Origin of the sequence: Curtobacterium sp. RIT-PI-V, assembly GCF_025642935.1 — a bacterium.
Lineage (GTDB): Bacteria > Actinomycetota > Actinomycetes > Actinomycetales > Microbacteriaceae > Curtobacterium.
This window is the reverse complement of sequence record NZ_JANZKM010000043.1, coordinates 1-16,941: the sequence shown is the minus strand read 5'-3', so window position 1 is coordinate 16,941 and position 16,941 is coordinate 1. Positions and strand designations below refer to the sequence as shown.

Genomic DNA, 16,941 nt, shown 5'->3' with positions numbered 1-16,941 from the left:
CGTTCGTGGAACCTCGGCGCTCCCCGTGCGGCGAGTCGTGGAAGCTCGGCTGACGTGCGGTGGCGGCTAGCCCGAGACGGCCTCGTCCGACACGTCGGGGCCGATCGCGTCCTGGACGCGCGCACTGACGGACCGGAGCGTGTCCGCGTCGGTCCCCACGGGCCTCCAGAACAGGTCTTCCAGCGCACCGGTGTGCGCGCGGATGCCAGCGAGCACCGCGCGGCGGCCGTCGGGGGTCATCTCCACCCAGCTGCCGCGGCCGTCGGTCGGGCAGTCGGCGCGTCCGACCAGGCCGCGGGAGACCATCCGTGTGACCTGGTGACTGACGCGCGACTTCTCCCAACCGATGCCGGCGGCGATGTCGCGGACGCGCAGCCGGTGGTCCGGCTCACGCTGCAGCCCGATCAGGATCTCGAACTCGGGGATGGAGATGCCGGCGCCCGCCTGGACGGCCTGGTCGAGCGCTCGGTCGAGGCGTCGCCAGACGTCGTGGTAGGCGTCCCACGTCGCCCAGTCATGGCCATCGTTGCCCTGCGTCGACATGCCGACCAGCGTATCCACCGCGGGGACCCACGGACCCCGCGGCCGCGTCTTTCATCCATGCGGATGACTCCTGGCCGACGTGCGGCGCGCTCCAAGGTGAGGTCGGAGGTGCGGCATACGATCGGAGCATGCCGAGCGCCCGCCTCCAGGACTGCACCGACGACGCCGTTGCGCTGGTCCGCAAGTGGCTGGCGGCGTCCGCCGGGGCGAAGCCGGACGCCGGTGCCGCCCGTCTCGCCGAAGCCCTGCGAGACGAGCGTGGGCTCGACTTCACGCGCAGCTTCGTCGACAAGGTCATCCGCCCCGAAGACCCCCGGGTCGCTGCCCGCAACCTCGAACAGGTCAGCCGCGACGTCCCCGACTTCCTCGCCTGGTACCTGCGCGGCGCGGTGACGCTCGGCGGTGGGTTCGCGACGATGGCGCCGTGGGCGGTCATCCCCACCGCACGGCGGATCCTGCGCCGGATGACCGGCCACCTGGTGATCGACGCGAGCACGGCGAAGCTCGGTCCGGCGCTCGCGAAGGTCGGTGGGCCGGGCACCCGGCTCAACGTGAACCTGCTCGGCGAAGCCGTGCTCGGCAGCGCTGAGAGCGACCGTCGGTTGCAGGGGACGATGGACCTGCTCGCCCGCGACGACGTCGACCACGTGTCGATCAAGGTCAGCTCGGTCGTGCCGCAGATGTCGATGTGGGCGTTCGACCAGACGGTCGAGCGGGTCGTCGACCGTCTCGTGCCGTTGTACCGGCTCGCGGCCGCTCCGCTGGCGTCCGGTGGCCAGGCCAAGTTCATCAACCTGGACATGGAGGAGTACCGCGACCTCGACGTCACCCTCGCGGTGTTCCGGACCCTGCTCGACCGCGACGAGTTCGCGGGGCTGCAGGCCGGCATCGTGCTGCAGGCCTACCTGCCCGACGCCGCCGGGGCGCTCGAGTCCCTGACGGCCTGGGCGCAGGAACGCCGGGCCCGGGGCGGCGCACCGATCAAGGTGCGGCTCGTCAAGGGCGCGAACCTGGCGATGGAGCACGTCGACGCGATCGTGCACGACTGGCCGCTCGCCACCTGGGGCAGCAAGCGCGAGACCGACACCGCCTACCTGCGGATGCTCGACGCCGCGTTGACCCCGGAGCGCACCGACGCCGTGCGCATCGGCGTCGCCGGGCACAACCTGTTCGACCTGGCGACCGCGTGGGTCCTCGCCCAGCGCCGCGGGGTGACCGACGGAGTCGACGTCGAGATGCTGCTCGGCATGGCATCGACGCACGCCGACGCCGTCCGTGCCGACGTCGGACAGATCCTGCTCTACACACCCGTCGTGCAGCCGGACGAGTTCGACTCCGCGATCGCGTACCTCGCCCGCCGCCTGCAGGAGAGCTCGAGCCCCGAGAACTTCATCGCCGCGGCGTCCGACATCGACCGAGACGCCAGCGTGTTCGACCGCGAACACGGCCGGTACCTGGCGTCGGTCGCAGCCCTCGACGAACCGGTGCACGCGACGCACCGCACCCAGGACCGCCACCTGGCACTCGGCGAACCCGTCCTGCGCGACGCGTTCCGGAACGCCCCGGACACCGACCCCGCCGTCCCCGCCAACCGTGCGTGGGCGCTCGACGTCCTGCGCCGGGTACCGCGCTCGCAGCTCGGCGCGCAGACGATCCGCGGGGCGAAGGTGGCCGACCGCTCCAAGCTCGAACGGATCATGGCCCGCACCGCGCAGGCCGGCGTGAACTGGGGGCGGCAGGACCCCTCCGACCGTGCTGAGCTCCTCGACCTGATCGGACACGAGCTCGAGACCCGCCGCGCCGACCTGATCGAGGTGATGGCCGCGGAGACCGGCAAGACGTTCTCCGAGGCCGACACCGAGGTCACCGAAGCCGTCGACGCCGCCCACTACTACGCCGAGCGCGCCCGTCGTCTCGGCGACGTCGAGGGTGCCCGGTACGTCCCGCCACGCCTGACCGTCGTGGTGCCGCCGTGGAACTTCCCCGTCGCGATCCCCGCCGGTGGGGTGCTGGCGGCGCTCGCCGCGGGCAGCGGAGTCGTGCTCAAGCCGGCACCCGAGGCGAAGCGCAGTGGTGCGCTGCTGGCCGACGTGCTCTGGGACGCCGGCGTACCGCACTCGTTGCTGCAGCTCGTCGACCTGGCCGAGGACGAACTCGGCCGTGACCTGGTCGGACACCCCGCCGTCGACCGCATCATCCTGACCGGTTCGGCCGACACCGCGCGATCCTTCCGCTGGTGGCGCGCCGGTCTCCCGCTCAGCGCCGAGACGAGCGGCAAGAACGCGATCGTCGTCACGCCGAGCGCCGACATCGACCTCGCGGTGCAGGACATCGTGCAGTCTGCCTTCGGCCACGCCGGCCAGAAGTGCTCCGCGGCGTCCCTGGTCGTCCTGGTCGGCACGGTCGGCGAGAGTGAACGCTTCCGTCGGCAGCTCGTGGACGCCACGCGCACGCTCCGGGTCGCCTGGCCCGACGACCCCACCGCCCAGGTCGGCCCGGTCATCGCCGAGCCCAAGGGCAAGCTGCGACAAGGCCTCACCGAACTCGGGCCGGGGGAGTCCTGGCTCGTGCAGCCGACGGCCCTCGACGACTCCGGGCGGCTCTGGTCACCCGGCATCCGTGACGGCGTCCGCCCCGGCAGCGACTTCCACCAGACCGAGTACTTCGGCCCGGTGCTCGGCATCATGCGCGCCGAGACGCTCGAGCAGGCGATCGCGATCCAGAACGGCACCGACTACGGCCTGACGGCGGGGATCCACTCGCTCGACGCCGACGAGGTGGCGGACTGGCTGGCGAGCGTGCGCGCCGGCAACCTGTACGTGAACCGCGGGATCACCGGTGCGGTCGTCGGTCGGCAGCCGTTCGGTGGCTGGAAGCGGTCGTCGGTGGGCACCGGCACGAAGGCGGGCGGACCGATGTACGTCGCGACGCTCGGCCGGTGGGAGCCGGTCCCGCGAACGGTGCACAAGAGCATCCAGCTGCACGGTCTCCCGCCGCGCGTGACCTCGGTGATCGAGGCCGCACGCAGCGGCTTGTCGTTCGAGGAGTTCGACCAGGTGCGGGCCGGTGCGCTGAGCGACGTCCGTGCGCGCGAGGAGCTGTACGGCGGATCGCACGACCTGTCGGGGCTCGTGGTGCAGCGGAACGTGCTGCGCCACCGACCGCAGTCCGTCATCGTGCGGCAGGCCGAGGACGCCTCGGCGGGTGACCTGGTCCGGGCGCTCGTCGCCGCCACGGCTGCCCGCGCCCACGTCCTGCTCAGCACCGCCCGCCCGTTGCCCGGTCCGCTCAGCCAGCTGCTGGCGTCGAGTCGGTCGCCGCTGGACGTCGTCGACCACCTGGTCGAGTCCGACCAGGACTTCCACGCCCGTGCGTCGTCCGGCGCCGTGTTCCAGGCGAACTGGACGAGCGATGAGGACGCCGAGCCCGCCGACGCCCTCGGGGACATGCTCGCGCAGGGACAGGACCGACCCGTGCACACGGCGTTCGGCGGCCCCGGCGCACGGATCCGGCTCATCGGTGGCGATGCCCTGGCGCTCGAGGAAGCCCTCGGGGCGAGCATCGACGTCGCGATCCACGACGCGCCGGTGGTCGAGGCCGGGTTGATCGAGATGCTCCCGTTCATCCGAGAGCAGTCGGTCTCGATCACCGCCCACCGGTTCGGGGACGTCGACGCGGACTTCGCTGACCTGCGCGTCTGACAGCTGCCGCTTCCTGCGCGTCTGACAGCTGCCGCTCGGTGAGCAGAAATGGTCGGGTGCGCTGCGGCGGACCCGACCATTCCTGCTCACGAAGTGCGCGGCGTGGCGCTGGCTCGGGTCAGTCCTCGGTGTCGCCTGCTTCTTCGTCCTCGACGCCGGTCTCGTCCATCCGGTCACGCAGGTGGTCGGCCATCGCTCCGGCGCCCTCGCCGTGGTGGTCGTGGTCGACCTGTTCGATCAGGCCGTGCAGTTTCTCGTGGTTCGTGGCCTCGTTGGCGCCGTCCATGACGGGCTCGGTCTGCTCGTTGTCGCTCATGGCTCGGACGCTACGCCGCGGTGGCTGCGGACCGGTAGTGCAGCTCGACGGCACCGCCGCTGAACGGCGTCGTCCCGACCAGCTCGAACACCGGGGTCGGCGCCGCGACCGGCAGCAGGGGCGCACCGGCACCGAGCGCCACGGGCATCACGGTGACCCGGAGTTCGTCGAGCAGTCCGGCCTGCTGGTACTGCGCCGCGACGAGTCCGCCGCCGACGACCCAGACGTCGCGCTCGCCGGCTGCACGTTCGAGGTCGGCTTGGTGGTCCGCGACCTCGCCCGACACGAAGCGCACGTCGGCGCCGTCCGGCACCGGTAGGTCACGCGTGGTGAACACCCACGTCGCCAGGTCCGGGTACGCCCACGTGTCGTCGTGCTCGAGCAGCCACTCGTACGTGGTCGAGCCCATGACGACCGCGCCGATGCCCGCGAAGAACCGGTCGTGGTGCTCCTGGAACGGCTCGAAGCCGAACTGCAGCAGCCAGTCGAGGTCGTCGTCCGGTGCAGCGACGAAGCCGTCCAGCGAGGACGCAACGGAGTAGGTGGTGCCCATGCCCCGGACGCTACCGAGCACCGCCGACAGCGGTCGGCGGCGCCGGCCCCGCCAGCCGTCAGCGCCTGCCGCCCCGACCGACGACCGCGACCTCGGCGACGGTGAGCACCGTGGCGATCCACACCTGCTGCAGGGCGAACGTGCGGCGTCGTGGATCGAGGGCGAGCGGCACCATCGTCACGCCGTGCACCGCGTCGACGGCGGCGCTGAGCGTGTGCGCGTTCCCGGAGCCCGTGCGTGCGACGAGGGCAGCCTGCACGAGCTGCCGGACGCCGAGCACGCCGTGCAGCACGGCCTGGTCGCGTCCACGGAACGATCGGCTCAGGTGCCAGACGCCGAGCACCGCTCGGCCCAACTCGACCGCCGATGCGGCCGGCGACGACCCCGCTCGTGCACGGCGCATCATCGTCGTCGTCCCGCCACGAGCGCGACGGCCCCGGCGGCACCGAGCACCGCACCGATCAGACCGTTGCCCACCCGCCGGTGCTCCACCCACCAGGTCTGCGGCGACCACGCGTGTGCCGACTCGTCGAACGCACCGTGCGCGCCGTGGTCGCCAGGCACCGGCTCGTACAGGTTGTCCTGCAGTTCCTGCCCGTCCTTGTCCGGTGCCTGCTGCCCGGAGACGAGCGTCTTGGCGGCGTACCAGTCGGCGAAGCGCCCGCTGATCCGGTTGCCGAGGATCGTGTAGACGGTCGACTCGCCGACCCAGGTGCGACGGCGCGGCCGCTCGGCCACGGCAGCGATCGCGCGGGCACCGACCTCGGGCTGGAAGATCGGTGCGACCGGCTGCGGGTGGTGCGGCAGCTTCGACTTCACCCACCCGAACTGGATCGTGTTGAGGGCGGGCATGTCGACCCGCGACACCTTCACCTTGCTGCCCTGTTCGAGCAGCTCGGAGACGACGGACTCGGTGAACCCGACGATCGCGTGCTTCGCACCGCAGTACGCGGCCTGCAGCGGGATGCCCCGGAAGCCGAGTGCTGAGCCGACCTGGACGACGTGCCCCTGGCCGCGGGGCACCATCCGGGAGAGCGCTGCTCGGGTCCCGTTGACGAAGCCGAGGTAGGTCACGTGCAGCGCTCGCTCGAAGTCCTCGGGCGCGGTGTCCAGGAACTTGCCGAACACCCCGACCATCACGCCGTTCACCCACAGGTCGATCGGCCCGAGTTCCTGCTCGACGCGGTCGGCCGCGGCCTCGACGGCCTCGCGGTCGGACACGTCGGCGACCAGTGCCAGCCCGCGACGCCCCGCGGCCTCGACCTCGGCCACCGCGGCGTCGACGCCGTCCCGTCCACGGGCGAGGACGGCGACGTCCCACCCCCGCGCGGCGAGCTCCCGGACGGTCGCACGCCCCAGTCCTGCGGATCCGCCGGTCACCACTGCCACTCGAGTCATGGCTCACTTGTACCTGCGGCCGACCGCGCACCACTCAGCCGGTGTCCCCCGGATCGGCGGGCACCGAACCACGATCACACCGACCGGCCATGCTGGCCACGTGGAGACCCGAGACCCCGAGAGCGACGAACTCGCTGAGGAAACCCCTCCCGGCTGGGTCCTGAACACCCCGAACCGGCTGCTCGAGGTCTGGCTCTACCCCGTGCTCGAGCTGCTCCTCGCCGCCGTGCACGTCGCCCTCGGCATCGCCTTCGGGGGCGTCTTCGCGCTCGTCGTCGGCATCGCCGCTGCGGTCGTGTTCGGGATGGGTTCAGTCGCGCTGCTCGTGACGGGCTGGCGCGCGTACGACGAGCAGACGCGTGCGGCCTCGTGGCGCTGCCACGTCACCCGGGTGGTGGTGGCAGTGACGAGCGCGGCGGTCGTCGCGGTGGCGAGCCTGGTGGTCGGGACTCCATCCGGCCTGGTGTTCGGCGCGATCGCCGGGATCCCGATGGCGTTCCGGTTCGCGCGCGTCGTCCCGCGCATCGACCACCTCGTCGTCGCGTGGGCCTCGGCGTCGGTGGCGGTGATCTGCACGACCCTCGCCGTGATCGGGTTCACCGTGCCCGACCTCCCGGAGTACCGGACCGTCGCCTGGATCGGCGGGTCCTTCTTCGGGCTCTTCGGTGCCGTCGTTGCCGTTCACCAGTTCCGGGCAGCCGCCCGGGCGCCGCGCGACGAGCTCGAGCTCGGCCTCACCGCCCCCGACCGAACCGCGTCGTGACCCCCGACGAGTAGAGCACCGAGTCCGGCTCGAGCTCGGTCAACCCGAACGGCAGCCCGGCGGCCCCGATCAGGTCGTCCCGCAGCGACACCACCGAGGCCCGGTGCAGCGGCCACGCGTCGTGCTCGTTCGGCCAGAACCGCGTCCGCCCGGCCCGGTGCACGTGCATGCCCCAGCGTGCCGTCAGGAACGTGTCGAGCGGCCCCGGCTCGTCGAGTACCTCGCCCACGCGGACGTCGAGCATCGACCGCAGGTGCGTCCCGTGCCGCCGCATCGCGTACCCGACGCGGCCGTCGCCGCTCCGCGACTCGGCGTGCGCCCACCAGTAGGGCAGCCCGGTGGCCGCGCGTGCGCCGAGCGTCGGCAGCAGTTTGCCGGCGTCGAGCGACAGGAACACGACGCCGTGCTGGCCCTGCTCGTCGACCGTGTAGACGCGGACGTTCACCTCGACGAAGTCGCCGATCGAGCCGGTCCGCCCGAGCGCCCCGAGGGGCGGGAAGCGGGTGTCCTCGAACCGGAACGCGATGAGGCCCACCCAGGTGGTCACCCCGTCGTCGGTCCCGTCGAGCGCCATCGTGTCGGGTCGCGTTCCGGCCGGCAGCAGCGGGGCCACCGCCGACACGTCGACGCGCCAGTGCACGAAGACGACGTCGAGCCAGTCCTGCGAGATCCAGGGGCGGCCCGGCAGGCCGGGGGCGATGGACGGGAGGCCCGGGGCGCTCCGGGTGGGTCGGGTGTCGGTCACGGTGTGGTCGCCTCCGGTTCGGTGGGTCCGGTCATGCCGGGTCGCGTCAGCGACGGGGTCGGCGGCGACCGGACGGGTCGCTGCTCGCGGTCCGGCGGAGTCCGCACGGGCCTCCCGGCCTGCGCGTCACGTGGCACCTGCCGGACGTTACGCGGTGTCGCGACTGACCAGCTTGGAGAGCACGATCGCGGACCGCGTGTGGTCCACCTGCGGTGCGAGGCGGACCTTGTCGAGCGCTTCTTCGAGCGCGGACAGATCCTTCGAGCGCATGTGCACCACGGCGTCGGCGCTCCCCGTGACGGTGCCGGCGTCGATGACCTCGGGCACGGTGTCGAGCAGCGCACGGAGTTCGTCGGGGGAGACGGTGCCGCGGCAGTACAGCTCGACCCAGGCCTCGGTGCCGCGGTCCTCGACGGCGGGGTCGACCTTGATCGTGAAGCCCTGGATGACGCCGTCGCCGACGAGCCGGTCGACGCGACGCTTGACGGCCGATGCCGAGAGTCCGACCACCGACCCGATGTCGCCGTAGCCGGCGCGGGCGTTGTCCCGGAGTTGATCCAGGATGCGGTGGTCGAGCGAATCCATTGCACCCATCGTACGCGGACTTCTTGCGAGGTCGGCGGGTCGGACGCACGAAACGTGCGTCACCCGAACGGGTGTCACGGTCCGACGGATGGGGGACTGCACTCTTCGGACGGTTCATGCCAGACTTTCGAGTGGCGTCGACCTGGTCCGCTACGGCGAGTGAGCCTGCATCTCGCCGGAGCACCTCTCCTTCGTTCCGTTTCGGTTCCTGGCAGGCTCGGGCCCCGGTCCCTTCTCAGGAGGACTGATGTCGAACACCGCACCCTCGACCACCGATGCACCGGCCCGTACCGCCACCAAGCGGACGATCCTGATGTGCAAGCCGGACTTCTACACGGTGAGCTACCGGATCAACCCGTGGATGCACCCGGAGGAGCCGACCGACACGTCGAAGGCCGTCGCCCAGTGGCAGACGCTCGTCGACGTGTACGAGCAGCTCGGCTTCGACATCTCGTACATCGACCCCATCGACGGCCTGCCGGACATGGTCTACGCGGCCAACGGCGGGTTCGTCCTCGACGGCATCGCCTACGGCGCGAAGTTCCAGTACCCCGAGCGCCAGCCCGAGGGCCCGGCGTACATGGATTGGTTCCGTCAGGCCGGCCTGACCGTCGCCGAGCCCGAGCAGACCAACGAGGGCGAGGGTGACTTCCTGCTCATCGGGAACACGATCTTCGCCGGCACCGGCTTCCGGTCGGACAGCACCTCGCACGACGAGCTCGCGACGATCTACGGCCGTGAGGTCGTCACCCTGAAGCTCATCAACCCGAGCTTCTACCACCTCGACACCGCGATCGCCGTGCTCGACCCCGAGCCCGCCGCTGACGGCACCAGCAACATCGCGTACCTCGAGAGCGCCTTCGACGAGCCGTCGCTGGCGATCCTGCGGGAGCGGTTCCCGGACGCGATCATCGCCACGGAGGAGGACGCCGCGATCCTCGGCCTGAACTCCTACTCCGACGGGTACAACGTCGTGATCGCCGCGCGGGCGACCACGTTCGCGTCGCAGCTGAAGGAAAAGGGTTACAACCCGATCGGCGTCGACCTGTCCGAGCTGCTGCTCGGCGGTGGCGGCGTGAAGTGCTGCACCCTCGACCTGCACCCGGTCGGCACCGGCAACTCCGTCGCCCGCTCGCTCGGGGTCAGCTGATGTCGGCGGCAGCGTCGCTCGGGGTCAACACCGCGGCGGCGCTCGCCGTCGAGGACCGCGCCCTCGCGCACAACTACAGCCCGCTGCCCGTCGTCATCGCGTCGGGCTCCGGAGCGACCGTCACCGATGTCGACGGCAAGCAGTACCTGGACGGGCTCGCCGCGTACTCCGCGGTGAACTTCGGCCACGGCAACCCGCGGCTGCTCGACGCCGCCCGGGCGCAGCTCGACCGGGTGACGCTCACGAGCCGCGCGTTCGTGAACGACCAGCTCGGGCCGTTCGCCACGGCGCTGGCGGCGTTGACGGAGACCGAGATGGTCCTGCCGATGAACACCGGTGCCGAGGCCGTCGAGTCCGCGATCAAGGTGTCCCGCGCCTGGGGTTACCGCGTCAAGGGGGTCCCTGCGGACCGCGCGACGATCATCGTGGCGTCCGGGAACTTCCACGGCCGCACCACCACGATCATCTCCTTCTCGGACGACCCCGATGCCCGCAACGACTTCGGTCCGTACACCCCGGGCTTCCGGACCGTGCCGTACGGCGACGCCGCTGCCCTGCGCGCAGCGATGGACGAGACCGTCGTCGCCGTGCTGCTCGAACCGATCCAGGGCGAGGGCGGCGTGGTCATCCCACCGGCCTCGTACCTGCCTGCTGTCCGGGAGCTCTGCGACGAGTTCGGCGCGCTGTTCGTCGCCGACGAGATCCAGTCCGGCCTCGGCCGCACGGGCCACACCCTCGCCGTGCAGCGCGTCGGGGTCCGTCCCGACCTCATCACGCTCGGCAAGGCGCTCGGCGGCGGCATCGTCCCGGTGTCCGCGGTCGTCGGCTCGGCGTCCGTCCTGGGGGTGCTGCGTCCCGGCGAGCACGGTTCGACCTTCGGCGGGAACCCGCTCGCCGCGGCCGTCGGCGCCGAGGTCGTGGCGATGCTCGGCGAGGGCACGTTCCAGCAGCGCGCCCTCGACGGCGAACCGTTGCTGCGCGGGCTGCTCGACGACCTGCTCGGCAAGGGGGTCGTGTCGCACCGCGTCGCCGGACTCTGGGCGGGGATCGACATCGACCCCGCGCTCGGCACCGGCAAGGAGATCTCGAAGGACCTCGCCGACCGCGGGCTGCTCGTGAAGGACACCCACGGTTCGACGATCCGCTTCGCCCCGCCGCTCGTGGTCACCGACGACGAGCTGCGCACGGCGATCGGCACGCTGTCCGACGTCCTGGCGTCGCGCGCCTGACGGGCGCGGTCCACGCGCTCGCTTCGTGAGCAGAAATGGTCGGGTCGCCACACGGCACCCGACCATTTCTGCTCACCAAGCGCGGCTCACACCTCCCAGCGCGCCGCCAACTCGTCCATCAGGCCATCGAGCCGCTCGTCGACGACCTGCTCCTCTGGATGCGCCTCGTACCAGGCGATGACCTCGCGCACACCCTGCCGGTAGGGCGTCCGCGGCCGGTACCACGGCACGAGCGACCGGACCTTGCTGTTGTCGAACACCGAGCTGTTGGCCTTGTCGCCGAGCAGCGCCGCACCCCACTCGGCATCGGCGGCGGCGATCGCATCCGCCGGCACGTGCACGATGCGCAGGTCGTCGACACCAGCCGCTGCCGCGATCTCCTGCGCGATGGCATTCCACGTCGGCGCCTCGTCGCTCGTGATCGTGAATGCCTCGCCGATCGCCTCAGCACGGTCGAGCAGCCCGGTGAACCCGACCGCGAAGTCACGGCTGTGCGTCAGCGTCCACAGCGACGTGCCGTCACCGGTGATGATGATCGGCTTGCCGGCGCGCATCCGCGCCACCGCAGTCCAGCCGCCCGTCAGCGGCAGCTTCGTCTCGTCGTAGGTGTGCGACGGCCGCACGATCGTCACCGGGAAGTCCTGCTCCCGGTACGCCTCCATCAGCAGTTCCTCGCACGCGATCTTGTCGCGCGAGTACTGCCAGTACGGGTTCTTCAGCGGCGTCGACTCCGTGATCGGCAGGTGCGTCGCCGGGGTCTGGTACGCCGAGGCCGAGCTGATGAACACGTACTGCCGCGTCCGTCCGGCGAAGAAGTCGATGTCGGCCTGCACCTGGTCCGGCGTGAATGCCACCCAGTTCACGACCACGTCGAAGCGGCGGTCGCCGAGTGCGTCCGCCAGGGCGCTGCGGTCCGACACATCGGCCTGGAGGCGCGTCACACCCTCCGGGATCGGCCTGCCCCCGGTGGTCCCCCGGTTGAGCACGGTGACGTCCAATCCCTGCTCGACGGCTTCGCGGACGCAGGCGGCGCTGATGACCCCGCTGCCGCCGATGAACAGCACGCTCGGTCCCGACATGGATGCTCCTTCGCTCCGACGGTGCACCACTGCACCGCAACCCCTCCGATCCTGCACCTACACGTCAGGGCGAGCGCGGAGCACGGCACGGAGCGACGTGGTGTCCGCAGCCCAGAGCGCGGCGTGCGGGCTGATCCAGCCGAGCAGTTCGAGTGCGTAGTCGAGGTCCCGCTGGACATCCCGCGCGTGGATGGGTTCGTGGTGCGCTGCCCGGTTGCGGACGAAGTGGAGTTGCTGGAGTCGACGTGTGACCTCGCTCCGCCGGACACGCAGGTTGTCCGGCCCGTGCGGAAAGGCCCGGTGCAGATCGGGTACCCAGAGCGACGTGTGGTACCGCGACTCGACGAGGTACCGCCAGAACCCGAACGTGAGTTCCGCGATGACCCGCCCGTGGACTTCGGCGCGACGTCCGTCTCGACTCGCGCGAGCACGCGCCTTCGCCAGGTCAGCGCGCCCGCGGCCGTCGAGTGTGACGGTGTCGAACCACGGCGCCCCGGTCCGCGCTGCTGTCCAGGCGTGGAGTTCGCGGTCGAGCGCGTTGCGTGCGATCACCTCGACCATGCCGGTGAGCTCCATGACGGAGCCCGCGGCACGCATGTTCCACTCGTACAGCCGCAACGCGCCGGCCGAGGACCCCGTCCGCTCGGTGTACGAGCGGAGCCGGTCGGCGGTGATCAAGCGCCCGAGTTCGTCTTCCTGCATCAGGCCCCTGTCTGCTACGGTGATCCGCGAAGACCCCGGAACGATCCCTGGCTCACGCCACATCGCCGGGGTTTCGTCTTTGTCACCGATTCCTGATACATCACCTTACAGTTCCTGCCTCACGCAGCAGGCTCGAGGACTACCGTCACCCGCGGAGCTGCATCGACGCGCCCCACGACAGGAGTGACACGCACATGGAGTACCGCTACCTCGGCAACTCGGGCCTCAAGGTCTCCGAGATCACCTACGGCAACTGGCTCACCCACGCATCCCAGGTCGAGAACGACGCGGCCATCGCCTGCGTCAAGGCCGCCCTCGAGGTGGGCATCTCGACGTTCGACACCGCCGACGTCTACGCCAACACCGGCGCGGAGACCGTCCTCGGCGAAGCCCTCAAGGGGGAGCGGCGCCAGTCGCTCGAGATCGCCACGAAGGTGTTCGGGCCGACCGGGCCCAAGGGGCACAACGACACCGGGCTGTCCCGCAAGCACATCCTCGAGTCGATCGACGGCTCGCTCGGCCGCCTGCAGACCGACTACGTCGACCTGTACCAGGCGCACCGCTTCGACCACGAGACCCCGCTCGAGGAGACGATGCAGGCGTTCGCCGACATCGTGCGCCAGGGCAAGGTCCTGTACGTCGGCGTGAGCGAGTGGACCGCGGAGCAGCTCCGTGCCGGCGCCGCCCTGGCGAAGGACCTCGGGTTCCAGCTCATCTCGAACCAGCCGCAGTACTCGGCGCTGTGGCGGGTCATCGAAGACGAGGTGGTGCCGACCTCGAAGGAGCTCGGCATCTCGCAGATCGTCTGGTCGCCCATCGCCCAGGGTGTCCTGACCGGCAAGTACAAGCCGGGTCAGCCGCTGCCCGAGGGCTCACGCGCCACCGATGACAAGGGCGGCGCGGACATGATCAAGCGCTTCATGCGCGACGAGGTGCTGTCCTCGGTGCAGGAGCTCGAGCCGATCGCGAAGGAACTCGACCTGTCGATGGCGCAACTCGCCGTCGCCTGGGTGCTGCAGAACGAGAACGTCGCGAGCGCGATCATCGGGGCGTCGCGTCCGGAGCAGGTGCACGACAACGCCGGCGCTGCCGGTGTCACGATCCCCGCGGAGCTGCTCGCCCGGATCGACGACGCCCTCGGTGCCGTCGTCGAGCGCGACCCGGCGAAGACGAACGACAGCAGCCCGAAGACCCGCGAGGCCTGAGCCCGGAGGCCGACAGGCGGGCGCGATCCGCGCCTCCAGGCTGTCGGGGACCCGGCGCGAACGCGAGCCGCACGACCGAAGTCACCCCGAACCGCACAGTTGCGTGGTTCGGGGTGACTTCGGTTGTGCGCGACGACCGACGAGCGCTCGCGCGACCAGACGGCTCAAACAACGGAAAAGGCCCCCTGCCGAAGCAGGGGGCCTTCACCGGTGGCTGGACACGGCATCGATCCGTGGACCTTTCGATTTTCAGTCGAACGCTCTACCAACTGAGCTATCCAGCCGTGGCGACCCTGACGGGACTTGAACCCGCGACCTCCGCCGTGACAGGGCGGCACGCTAACCAGCTGCGCTACAGGGCCATGTTGAATTGCTGTGGTGTTGCTCAGTACTACTTGCTCGCTCACTCGGAGAGTGACCCCAACGGGATTCGAACCCGTGCTGCCGCCGTGAAAGGGCGGTGTCCTAGGCCACTAAACGATAGGGCCGCAAGTGGTGCTTCGCGCTACCGATGGACAAGCATACGGATGCCCCCGGGGGTTCGCAAATCGGGCCGCGTTCCCGCGGAATCCCCGGCGTGTCGCGCCCGCCCGGCACCGGGTGCCGAGGTTGCGGTGCGAGCATCGTCGTCGGCTCCACGCCCCTCGTCCGAGGGGCTGTGGGGCTGCGACACCTGTTGTTACTGTTGCGTCTGTTAACAGTGTTACGTGCGTGAGCCTTGCCGCGCTGTTACGAAATCGAGATACATGTCGACCTCACCTTCGCTCTCCCTCCGCAACCGCAACCGCAGCCGCCTCGTCGCCGCCGCGGTTGCCGTCGCGCTCGCCGGCAGCACCCTCGCGGTCCTCGCTCCGGCGACGTCGGCCAGTGCCGCGAGCTACCCGAGCTGGTCCGAGGTGCAGAAGGCCAAGTCCTCGACGAGTGCCCAGCAGGCGAAGGTCACCGAGATCAAGTCGCTCATCTCGACCCTGAAGTCCGAAGCTGCTGCGAAGCAGAAGGCCGCACAGGCCGCCGGCGAGGCCTACCAGGCTGCACAGAACAAGTACGACGAGGCGACCCTCGAGCAGAAGACGCTCCAGTCGCAGGCGGACGACGCCGAGCAGACCGCCGCACAGTCCGAGGAGCAGGCCGGTCAGCTCGCCGCGCAGCTCGGTCGGGCCAGCGCCAACGACGTGACGACCGACATCCTCACGCACCCCTCGGACTCCGGTGACCTGCTCTACGAGCTCGGCGCCATGTCGAAGCTCAGCGAGCAGGCCGACGGCATCTACTCGCAGGCGTCGCAGGACCGGGGCACCGCCCAGGCGCAGGCCGACAAGGCGGACAAGGCCAAGGCGGCGCTGGGAGACCTCGCCGACGCAGCCCAGTCGAAGATGCAGCAGGCGCAGGGTGCTGCCGACGCGGCGCAGACCGCCGTCGACGCCCAGAACGACAACGAGTCGCGGCTCGAGGCACAGCTGACCGCCCTCACCACGAAGCAGCGCGGTGTCGAGGCCGACTACCGCAAGGGCGTCGCCGCCGAGAAGGCCCGACAGGCCCGCATCGCCGCTGCTGCGGCCAAGGCAGCCGCGAAGGCCGCGGCGACGAGCCAGGGCGGCACCGGCGGTGGGACAGCCAACTCCGCCGGGTGGGTCCGTCCGGCAGGCGGCTTCCAGACCAGCGGCTACGGCATCCGCGTCGACCCGTACACGCACGCCACGGCACTGCACGCCGGGGTCGACCTCGCTCCCGCCTGCTACGCCCCGATCTACGCGGCCCACGACGGCACCGTGACCTTCGCCGGCAACGGCGGCGGCTACGGCAACGAGGTCATCCTGGACAACGGCGGCGGCATCTCGACGGCCTACGGACACATCGTCGACGGCGGGATCATGGTCGCGAACGGCCAGCACGTCTCCGCCGGGCAGCAGATCGCCAAGATCGGTTCGACCGGCTGGTCGACCGGGTGCCACCTCCACTTCGAGACCCGGGTCAACGGTGCTGCCGTCGACCCGGTCCCCTTCATGGCAGCGCGGGGGATCTCGGTATGAGCATCAGCGCAGCCGGGATGCGTTGACCCCGCCATGAACCTGTCCGCTCGCTCGTTCTCCTGCGGGATCGCCACCGTCGCCGTGCTCGGCATCGGACTCTCGGTCGTCGTTGCAGGACCCGCCCAGGCCGCGCCGTCGGCGCCGTCCTGGGACGACGTCAAGGCCGCGAAGTCGGACGCCGCCGACGCGCAGCAGACGGTGGACGAGCTGAGCGACCGGCTGACCTCGCTGCAGGCCACCGCGGACCGCGCCGGCATCGTCGAGCAGCAGGCCGGGCAGGCCTACGCCCTCGCTGCCTCGCAGCAGCAGGAGGCGAAGGACACCCTCGCCGACCTGTCCGCACAGTCGAAGCGGGCCAAGGGCAAGGCGGACGACTCCGCGGGCCAGGTCGCGGCGCTCGTCGTCGAGCTGTCCCGCACGGGCGGCGGCGACCTGTCGACGACGATGCTCACGGACGCTTCGGACTCCGGCGACCTGCTCTACCGCGTCGGCACGATGTCGCACCTGTCCGAGCGGTCGGCGACGATCCTGGCCCAGGCCCGCTCCGACCAGAAGACCGTGGACTCGCTCGCCGACCAGCAGGCCGTGGCCACGACGGCACTGAGCAAGGCGACCGAGGCCACGAAGAAAGCCTTCGCGACCGCCAACGACGTCTCCGCCGATGCCCAGGCCCGAGTGCAGAAGCAGCAGGACCAGCAGGACGAGGTCCTCCGCCAACTCGCGTACCTCAAGGGCACGAGCGTCGCGACGGAGAGCGCGTACTGGAGTGCGCAGCAGGCCAAGGCGGCCGAGACCGCCCTGGCGGCCCAGACGAGCAGCGGCGGCGGCGCGACCAGTGGCAGCGGGAGCAGCGACAGCGGCGGCACCGGCACCTCCACGAGCCCGAGCACCGGCGGCGGCAGCACGAGTACGGGCCCCGACACCGGCTCAGGCAGCGGCACG

Annotated in this window: 16 protein-coding genes and 3 tRNA genes; 7 read left to right on the top strand and 12 right to left on the bottom strand. The window is 70.9% G+C overall.

All coding sequences use genetic code 11. The features are described from left to right. Positions 1-66: 66 nt before the first annotated feature. The gene (locus OGL88_RS17140) at positions 67-543 is read right to left on the bottom strand and encodes a MarR family winged helix-turn-helix transcriptional regulator (protein WP_111083786.1); all 477 of its coding nucleotides are present in this window, start codon (positions 541-543) and stop codon (positions 67-69) included. A gap of 128 nt (positions 544-671) precedes the next feature. Between OGL88_RS17140 and OGL88_RS17135 the strand changes: the two genes are divergently transcribed. Further along, positions 672-4,244: a bifunctional proline dehydrogenase/L-glutamate gamma-semialdehyde dehydrogenase gene (locus tag OGL88_RS17135; protein WP_263092238.1), complete on the top strand. Its 3,573-nt coding sequence runs from the start codon at positions 672-674 to the stop codon at positions 4,242-4,244. Between the two features lie 118 nt (positions 4,245-4,362). Here the strand turns inward: OGL88_RS17135 and OGL88_RS17130 are convergent, their stop codons facing one another. The 4 genes from OGL88_RS17130 to OGL88_RS17115 are packed head-to-tail and all read right to left on the bottom strand — an operon-like array spanning position 4,363 to position 6,511. Continuing rightward, positions 4,363-4,560 (bottom strand): hypothetical protein, encoded by a 198-nt coding sequence (locus OGL88_RS17130; protein WP_123339214.1) that lies wholly within the window; start codon positions 4,558-4,560, stop codon positions 4,363-4,365. 10 nt (positions 4,561-4,570) lie between these two features. Beyond that, entirely contained in the window at positions 4,571-5,113 is a 543-nt protein-coding gene (locus OGL88_RS17125) for a dihydrofolate reductase family protein (protein ID WP_263092237.1), read from the bottom strand. 58 nt (positions 5,114-5,171) lie between these two features. Then, positions 5,172-5,516: a hypothetical protein gene (locus OGL88_RS17120; RefSeq protein ID WP_263092236.1), complete on the bottom strand. Its 345-nt coding sequence runs from the start codon at positions 5,514-5,516 to the stop codon at positions 5,172-5,174. Continuing rightward, positions 5,516-6,511, bottom strand: a complete 996-nt coding sequence (locus OGL88_RS17115; RefSeq protein WP_263092235.1) for an SDR family oxidoreductase — start codon at positions 6,509-6,511, stop codon at positions 5,516-5,518. The genes OGL88_RS17120 and OGL88_RS17115 overlap by 1 nt, the downstream gene beginning before the upstream one ends. A 100-nt stretch (positions 6,512-6,611) precedes the next feature. Between OGL88_RS17115 and OGL88_RS17110 the strand changes: the two genes are divergently transcribed. Continuing rightward, positions 6,612-7,274, top strand: coding sequence for a hypothetical protein (locus OGL88_RS17110; protein WP_263092234.1), 663 nt, complete (start codon positions 6,612-6,614; stop codon positions 7,272-7,274). Here the strand turns inward: OGL88_RS17110 and OGL88_RS17105 are convergent. After that, positions 7,246-8,019, bottom strand: a complete 774-nt coding sequence (locus OGL88_RS17105; protein WP_263092233.1) for a YqjF family protein — start codon at positions 8,017-8,019, stop codon at positions 7,246-7,248. The genes OGL88_RS17110 and OGL88_RS17105 overlap by 29 nt on opposite strands. Before the next feature lie 147 nt (positions 8,020-8,166). Beyond that, entirely contained in the window at positions 8,167-8,604 is a 438-nt protein-coding gene (locus tag OGL88_RS17100) for an Lrp/AsnC family transcriptional regulator (RefSeq protein WP_111083794.1), read from the bottom strand. Positions 8,605-8,851: 247 nt separating this feature from the next. Between OGL88_RS17100 and ddaH the strand changes: the two genes are divergently transcribed. Next, a complete protein-coding gene (ddaH, locus tag OGL88_RS17095; protein WP_263092232.1) occupies positions 8,852-9,754 on the top strand; it encodes a dimethylargininase in 903 nt (300 codons plus the stop codon). Then, positions 9,754-10,983 (top strand): ornithine--oxo-acid transaminase, encoded by a 1,230-nt coding sequence (gene rocD / locus OGL88_RS17090; protein ID WP_263092231.1) that lies wholly within the window; start codon positions 9,754-9,756, stop codon positions 10,981-10,983. The genes ddaH and rocD overlap by 1 nt, the downstream gene beginning before the upstream one ends. Positions 10,984-11,069: 86 nt before the next feature. Here rocD and OGL88_RS17085 read toward each other — a convergent pair whose 3' ends face one another. Next, positions 11,070-12,062 (bottom strand): NAD-dependent epimerase/dehydratase family protein, encoded by a 993-nt coding sequence (locus OGL88_RS17085; protein WP_263092230.1) that lies wholly within the window; start codon positions 12,060-12,062, stop codon positions 11,070-11,072. 57 nt (positions 12,063-12,119) lie between these two features. Next, positions 12,120-12,764, bottom strand: a complete 645-nt coding sequence (locus tag OGL88_RS17080; RefSeq protein ID WP_263092229.1) for a hypothetical protein — start codon at positions 12,762-12,764, stop codon at positions 12,120-12,122. A 194-nt stretch (positions 12,765-12,958) separates the two neighbouring features. On the opposite strand from OGL88_RS17080, the gene OGL88_RS17075 reads away from it, so the two are divergent. Continuing rightward, entirely contained in the window at positions 12,959-13,969 is a 1,011-nt protein-coding gene (locus OGL88_RS17075; protein ID WP_263092228.1) for an aldo/keto reductase family protein, read from the top strand. A 211-nt stretch (positions 13,970-14,180) separates the two neighbouring features. Here the strand turns inward: OGL88_RS17075 and OGL88_RS17070 are convergent. The 3 genes from OGL88_RS17070 to OGL88_RS17060 all read right to left on the bottom strand — a co-directional run bounded on the left by OGL88_RS17070 (position 14,181) and on the right by OGL88_RS17060 (position 14,457). Next, positions 14,181-14,253: transfer RNA gene (locus OGL88_RS17070), tRNA-Phe, on the bottom strand. 1 nt (position 14,254) lies between these two features. After that, positions 14,255-14,331, bottom strand: a tRNA-Asp gene (locus OGL88_RS17065). Positions 14,332-14,384: 53 nt separating this feature from the next. Continuing rightward, positions 14,385-14,457 (bottom strand) — tRNA-Glu (locus OGL88_RS17060). A gap of 258 nt (positions 14,458-14,715) precedes the next feature. Between OGL88_RS17060 and OGL88_RS17055 the strand changes: the two genes are divergently transcribed. Continuing rightward, on the top strand, positions 14,716-15,999 hold the full coding sequence (locus OGL88_RS17055) for a M23 family metallopeptidase (RefSeq protein ID WP_263092227.1): 1,284 nt from the start codon (positions 14,716-14,718) through the stop codon (positions 15,997-15,999). Between the two features lie 33 nt (positions 16,000-16,032). Continuing rightward, a partial coding sequence (locus OGL88_RS17050; RefSeq protein ID WP_374114455.1) for a coiled-coil domain-containing protein occupies positions 16,033-16,941 on the top strand: 909 nt, incomplete at its 3' end.

Bases quoted from the DNA above. Each gene is read 5' to 3' on its own strand.
- OGL88_RS17120 (WP_263092236.1), bottom strand. From the start codon at position 5,516: ATGCGCCGTGCACGAGCGGGGTCGTCGCCGGCCGCATCGGCGGTCGAG.
- OGL88_RS17135 (WP_263092238.1), top strand. From the start codon at position 672: ATGCCGAGCGCCCGCCTCCAGGACTGCACCGACGACGCCGTTGCGCTG.
- OGL88_RS17140 (WP_111083786.1), bottom strand. From the start codon at position 543: ATGTCGACGCAGGGCAACGATGGCCATGACTGGGCGACGTGGGACGCC.
- OGL88_RS17075 (WP_263092228.1), top strand. From the start codon at position 12,959: ATGGAGTACCGCTACCTCGGCAACTCGGGCCTCAAGGTCTCCGAGATC.
- OGL88_RS17055 (WP_263092227.1), top strand. From the start codon at position 14,716: ATGTCGACCTCACCTTCGCTCTCCCTCCGCAACCGCAACCGCAGCCGC.
- OGL88_RS17130 (WP_123339214.1), bottom strand. From the start codon at position 4,560: ATGAGCGACAACGAGCAGACCGAGCCCGTCATGGACGGCGCCAACGAG.
- ddaH (WP_263092232.1), top strand. From the start codon at position 8,852: ATGTCGAACACCGCACCCTCGACCACCGATGCACCGGCCCGTACCGCC.
- rocD (WP_263092231.1), top strand. From the start codon at position 9,754: ATGTCGGCGGCAGCGTCGCTCGGGGTCAACACCGCGGCGGCGCTCGCC.
- OGL88_RS17080 (WP_263092229.1), bottom strand. From the start codon at position 12,764: ATGCAGGAAGACGAACTCGGGCGCTTGATCACCGCCGACCGGCTCCGC.
- OGL88_RS17085 (WP_263092230.1), bottom strand. From the start codon at position 12,062: ATGTCGGGACCGAGCGTGCTGTTCATCGGCGGCAGCGGGGTCATCAGC.
- OGL88_RS17115 (WP_263092235.1), bottom strand. From the start codon at position 6,511: ATGACTCGAGTGGCAGTGGTGACCGGCGGATCCGCAGGACTGGGGCGT.
- OGL88_RS17100 (WP_111083794.1), bottom strand. From the start codon at position 8,604: ATGGATTCGCTCGACCACCGCATCCTGGATCAACTCCGGGACAACGCC.
- OGL88_RS17125 (WP_263092237.1), bottom strand. From the start codon at position 5,113: ATGGGCACCACCTACTCCGTTGCGTCCTCGCTGGACGGCTTCGTCGCT.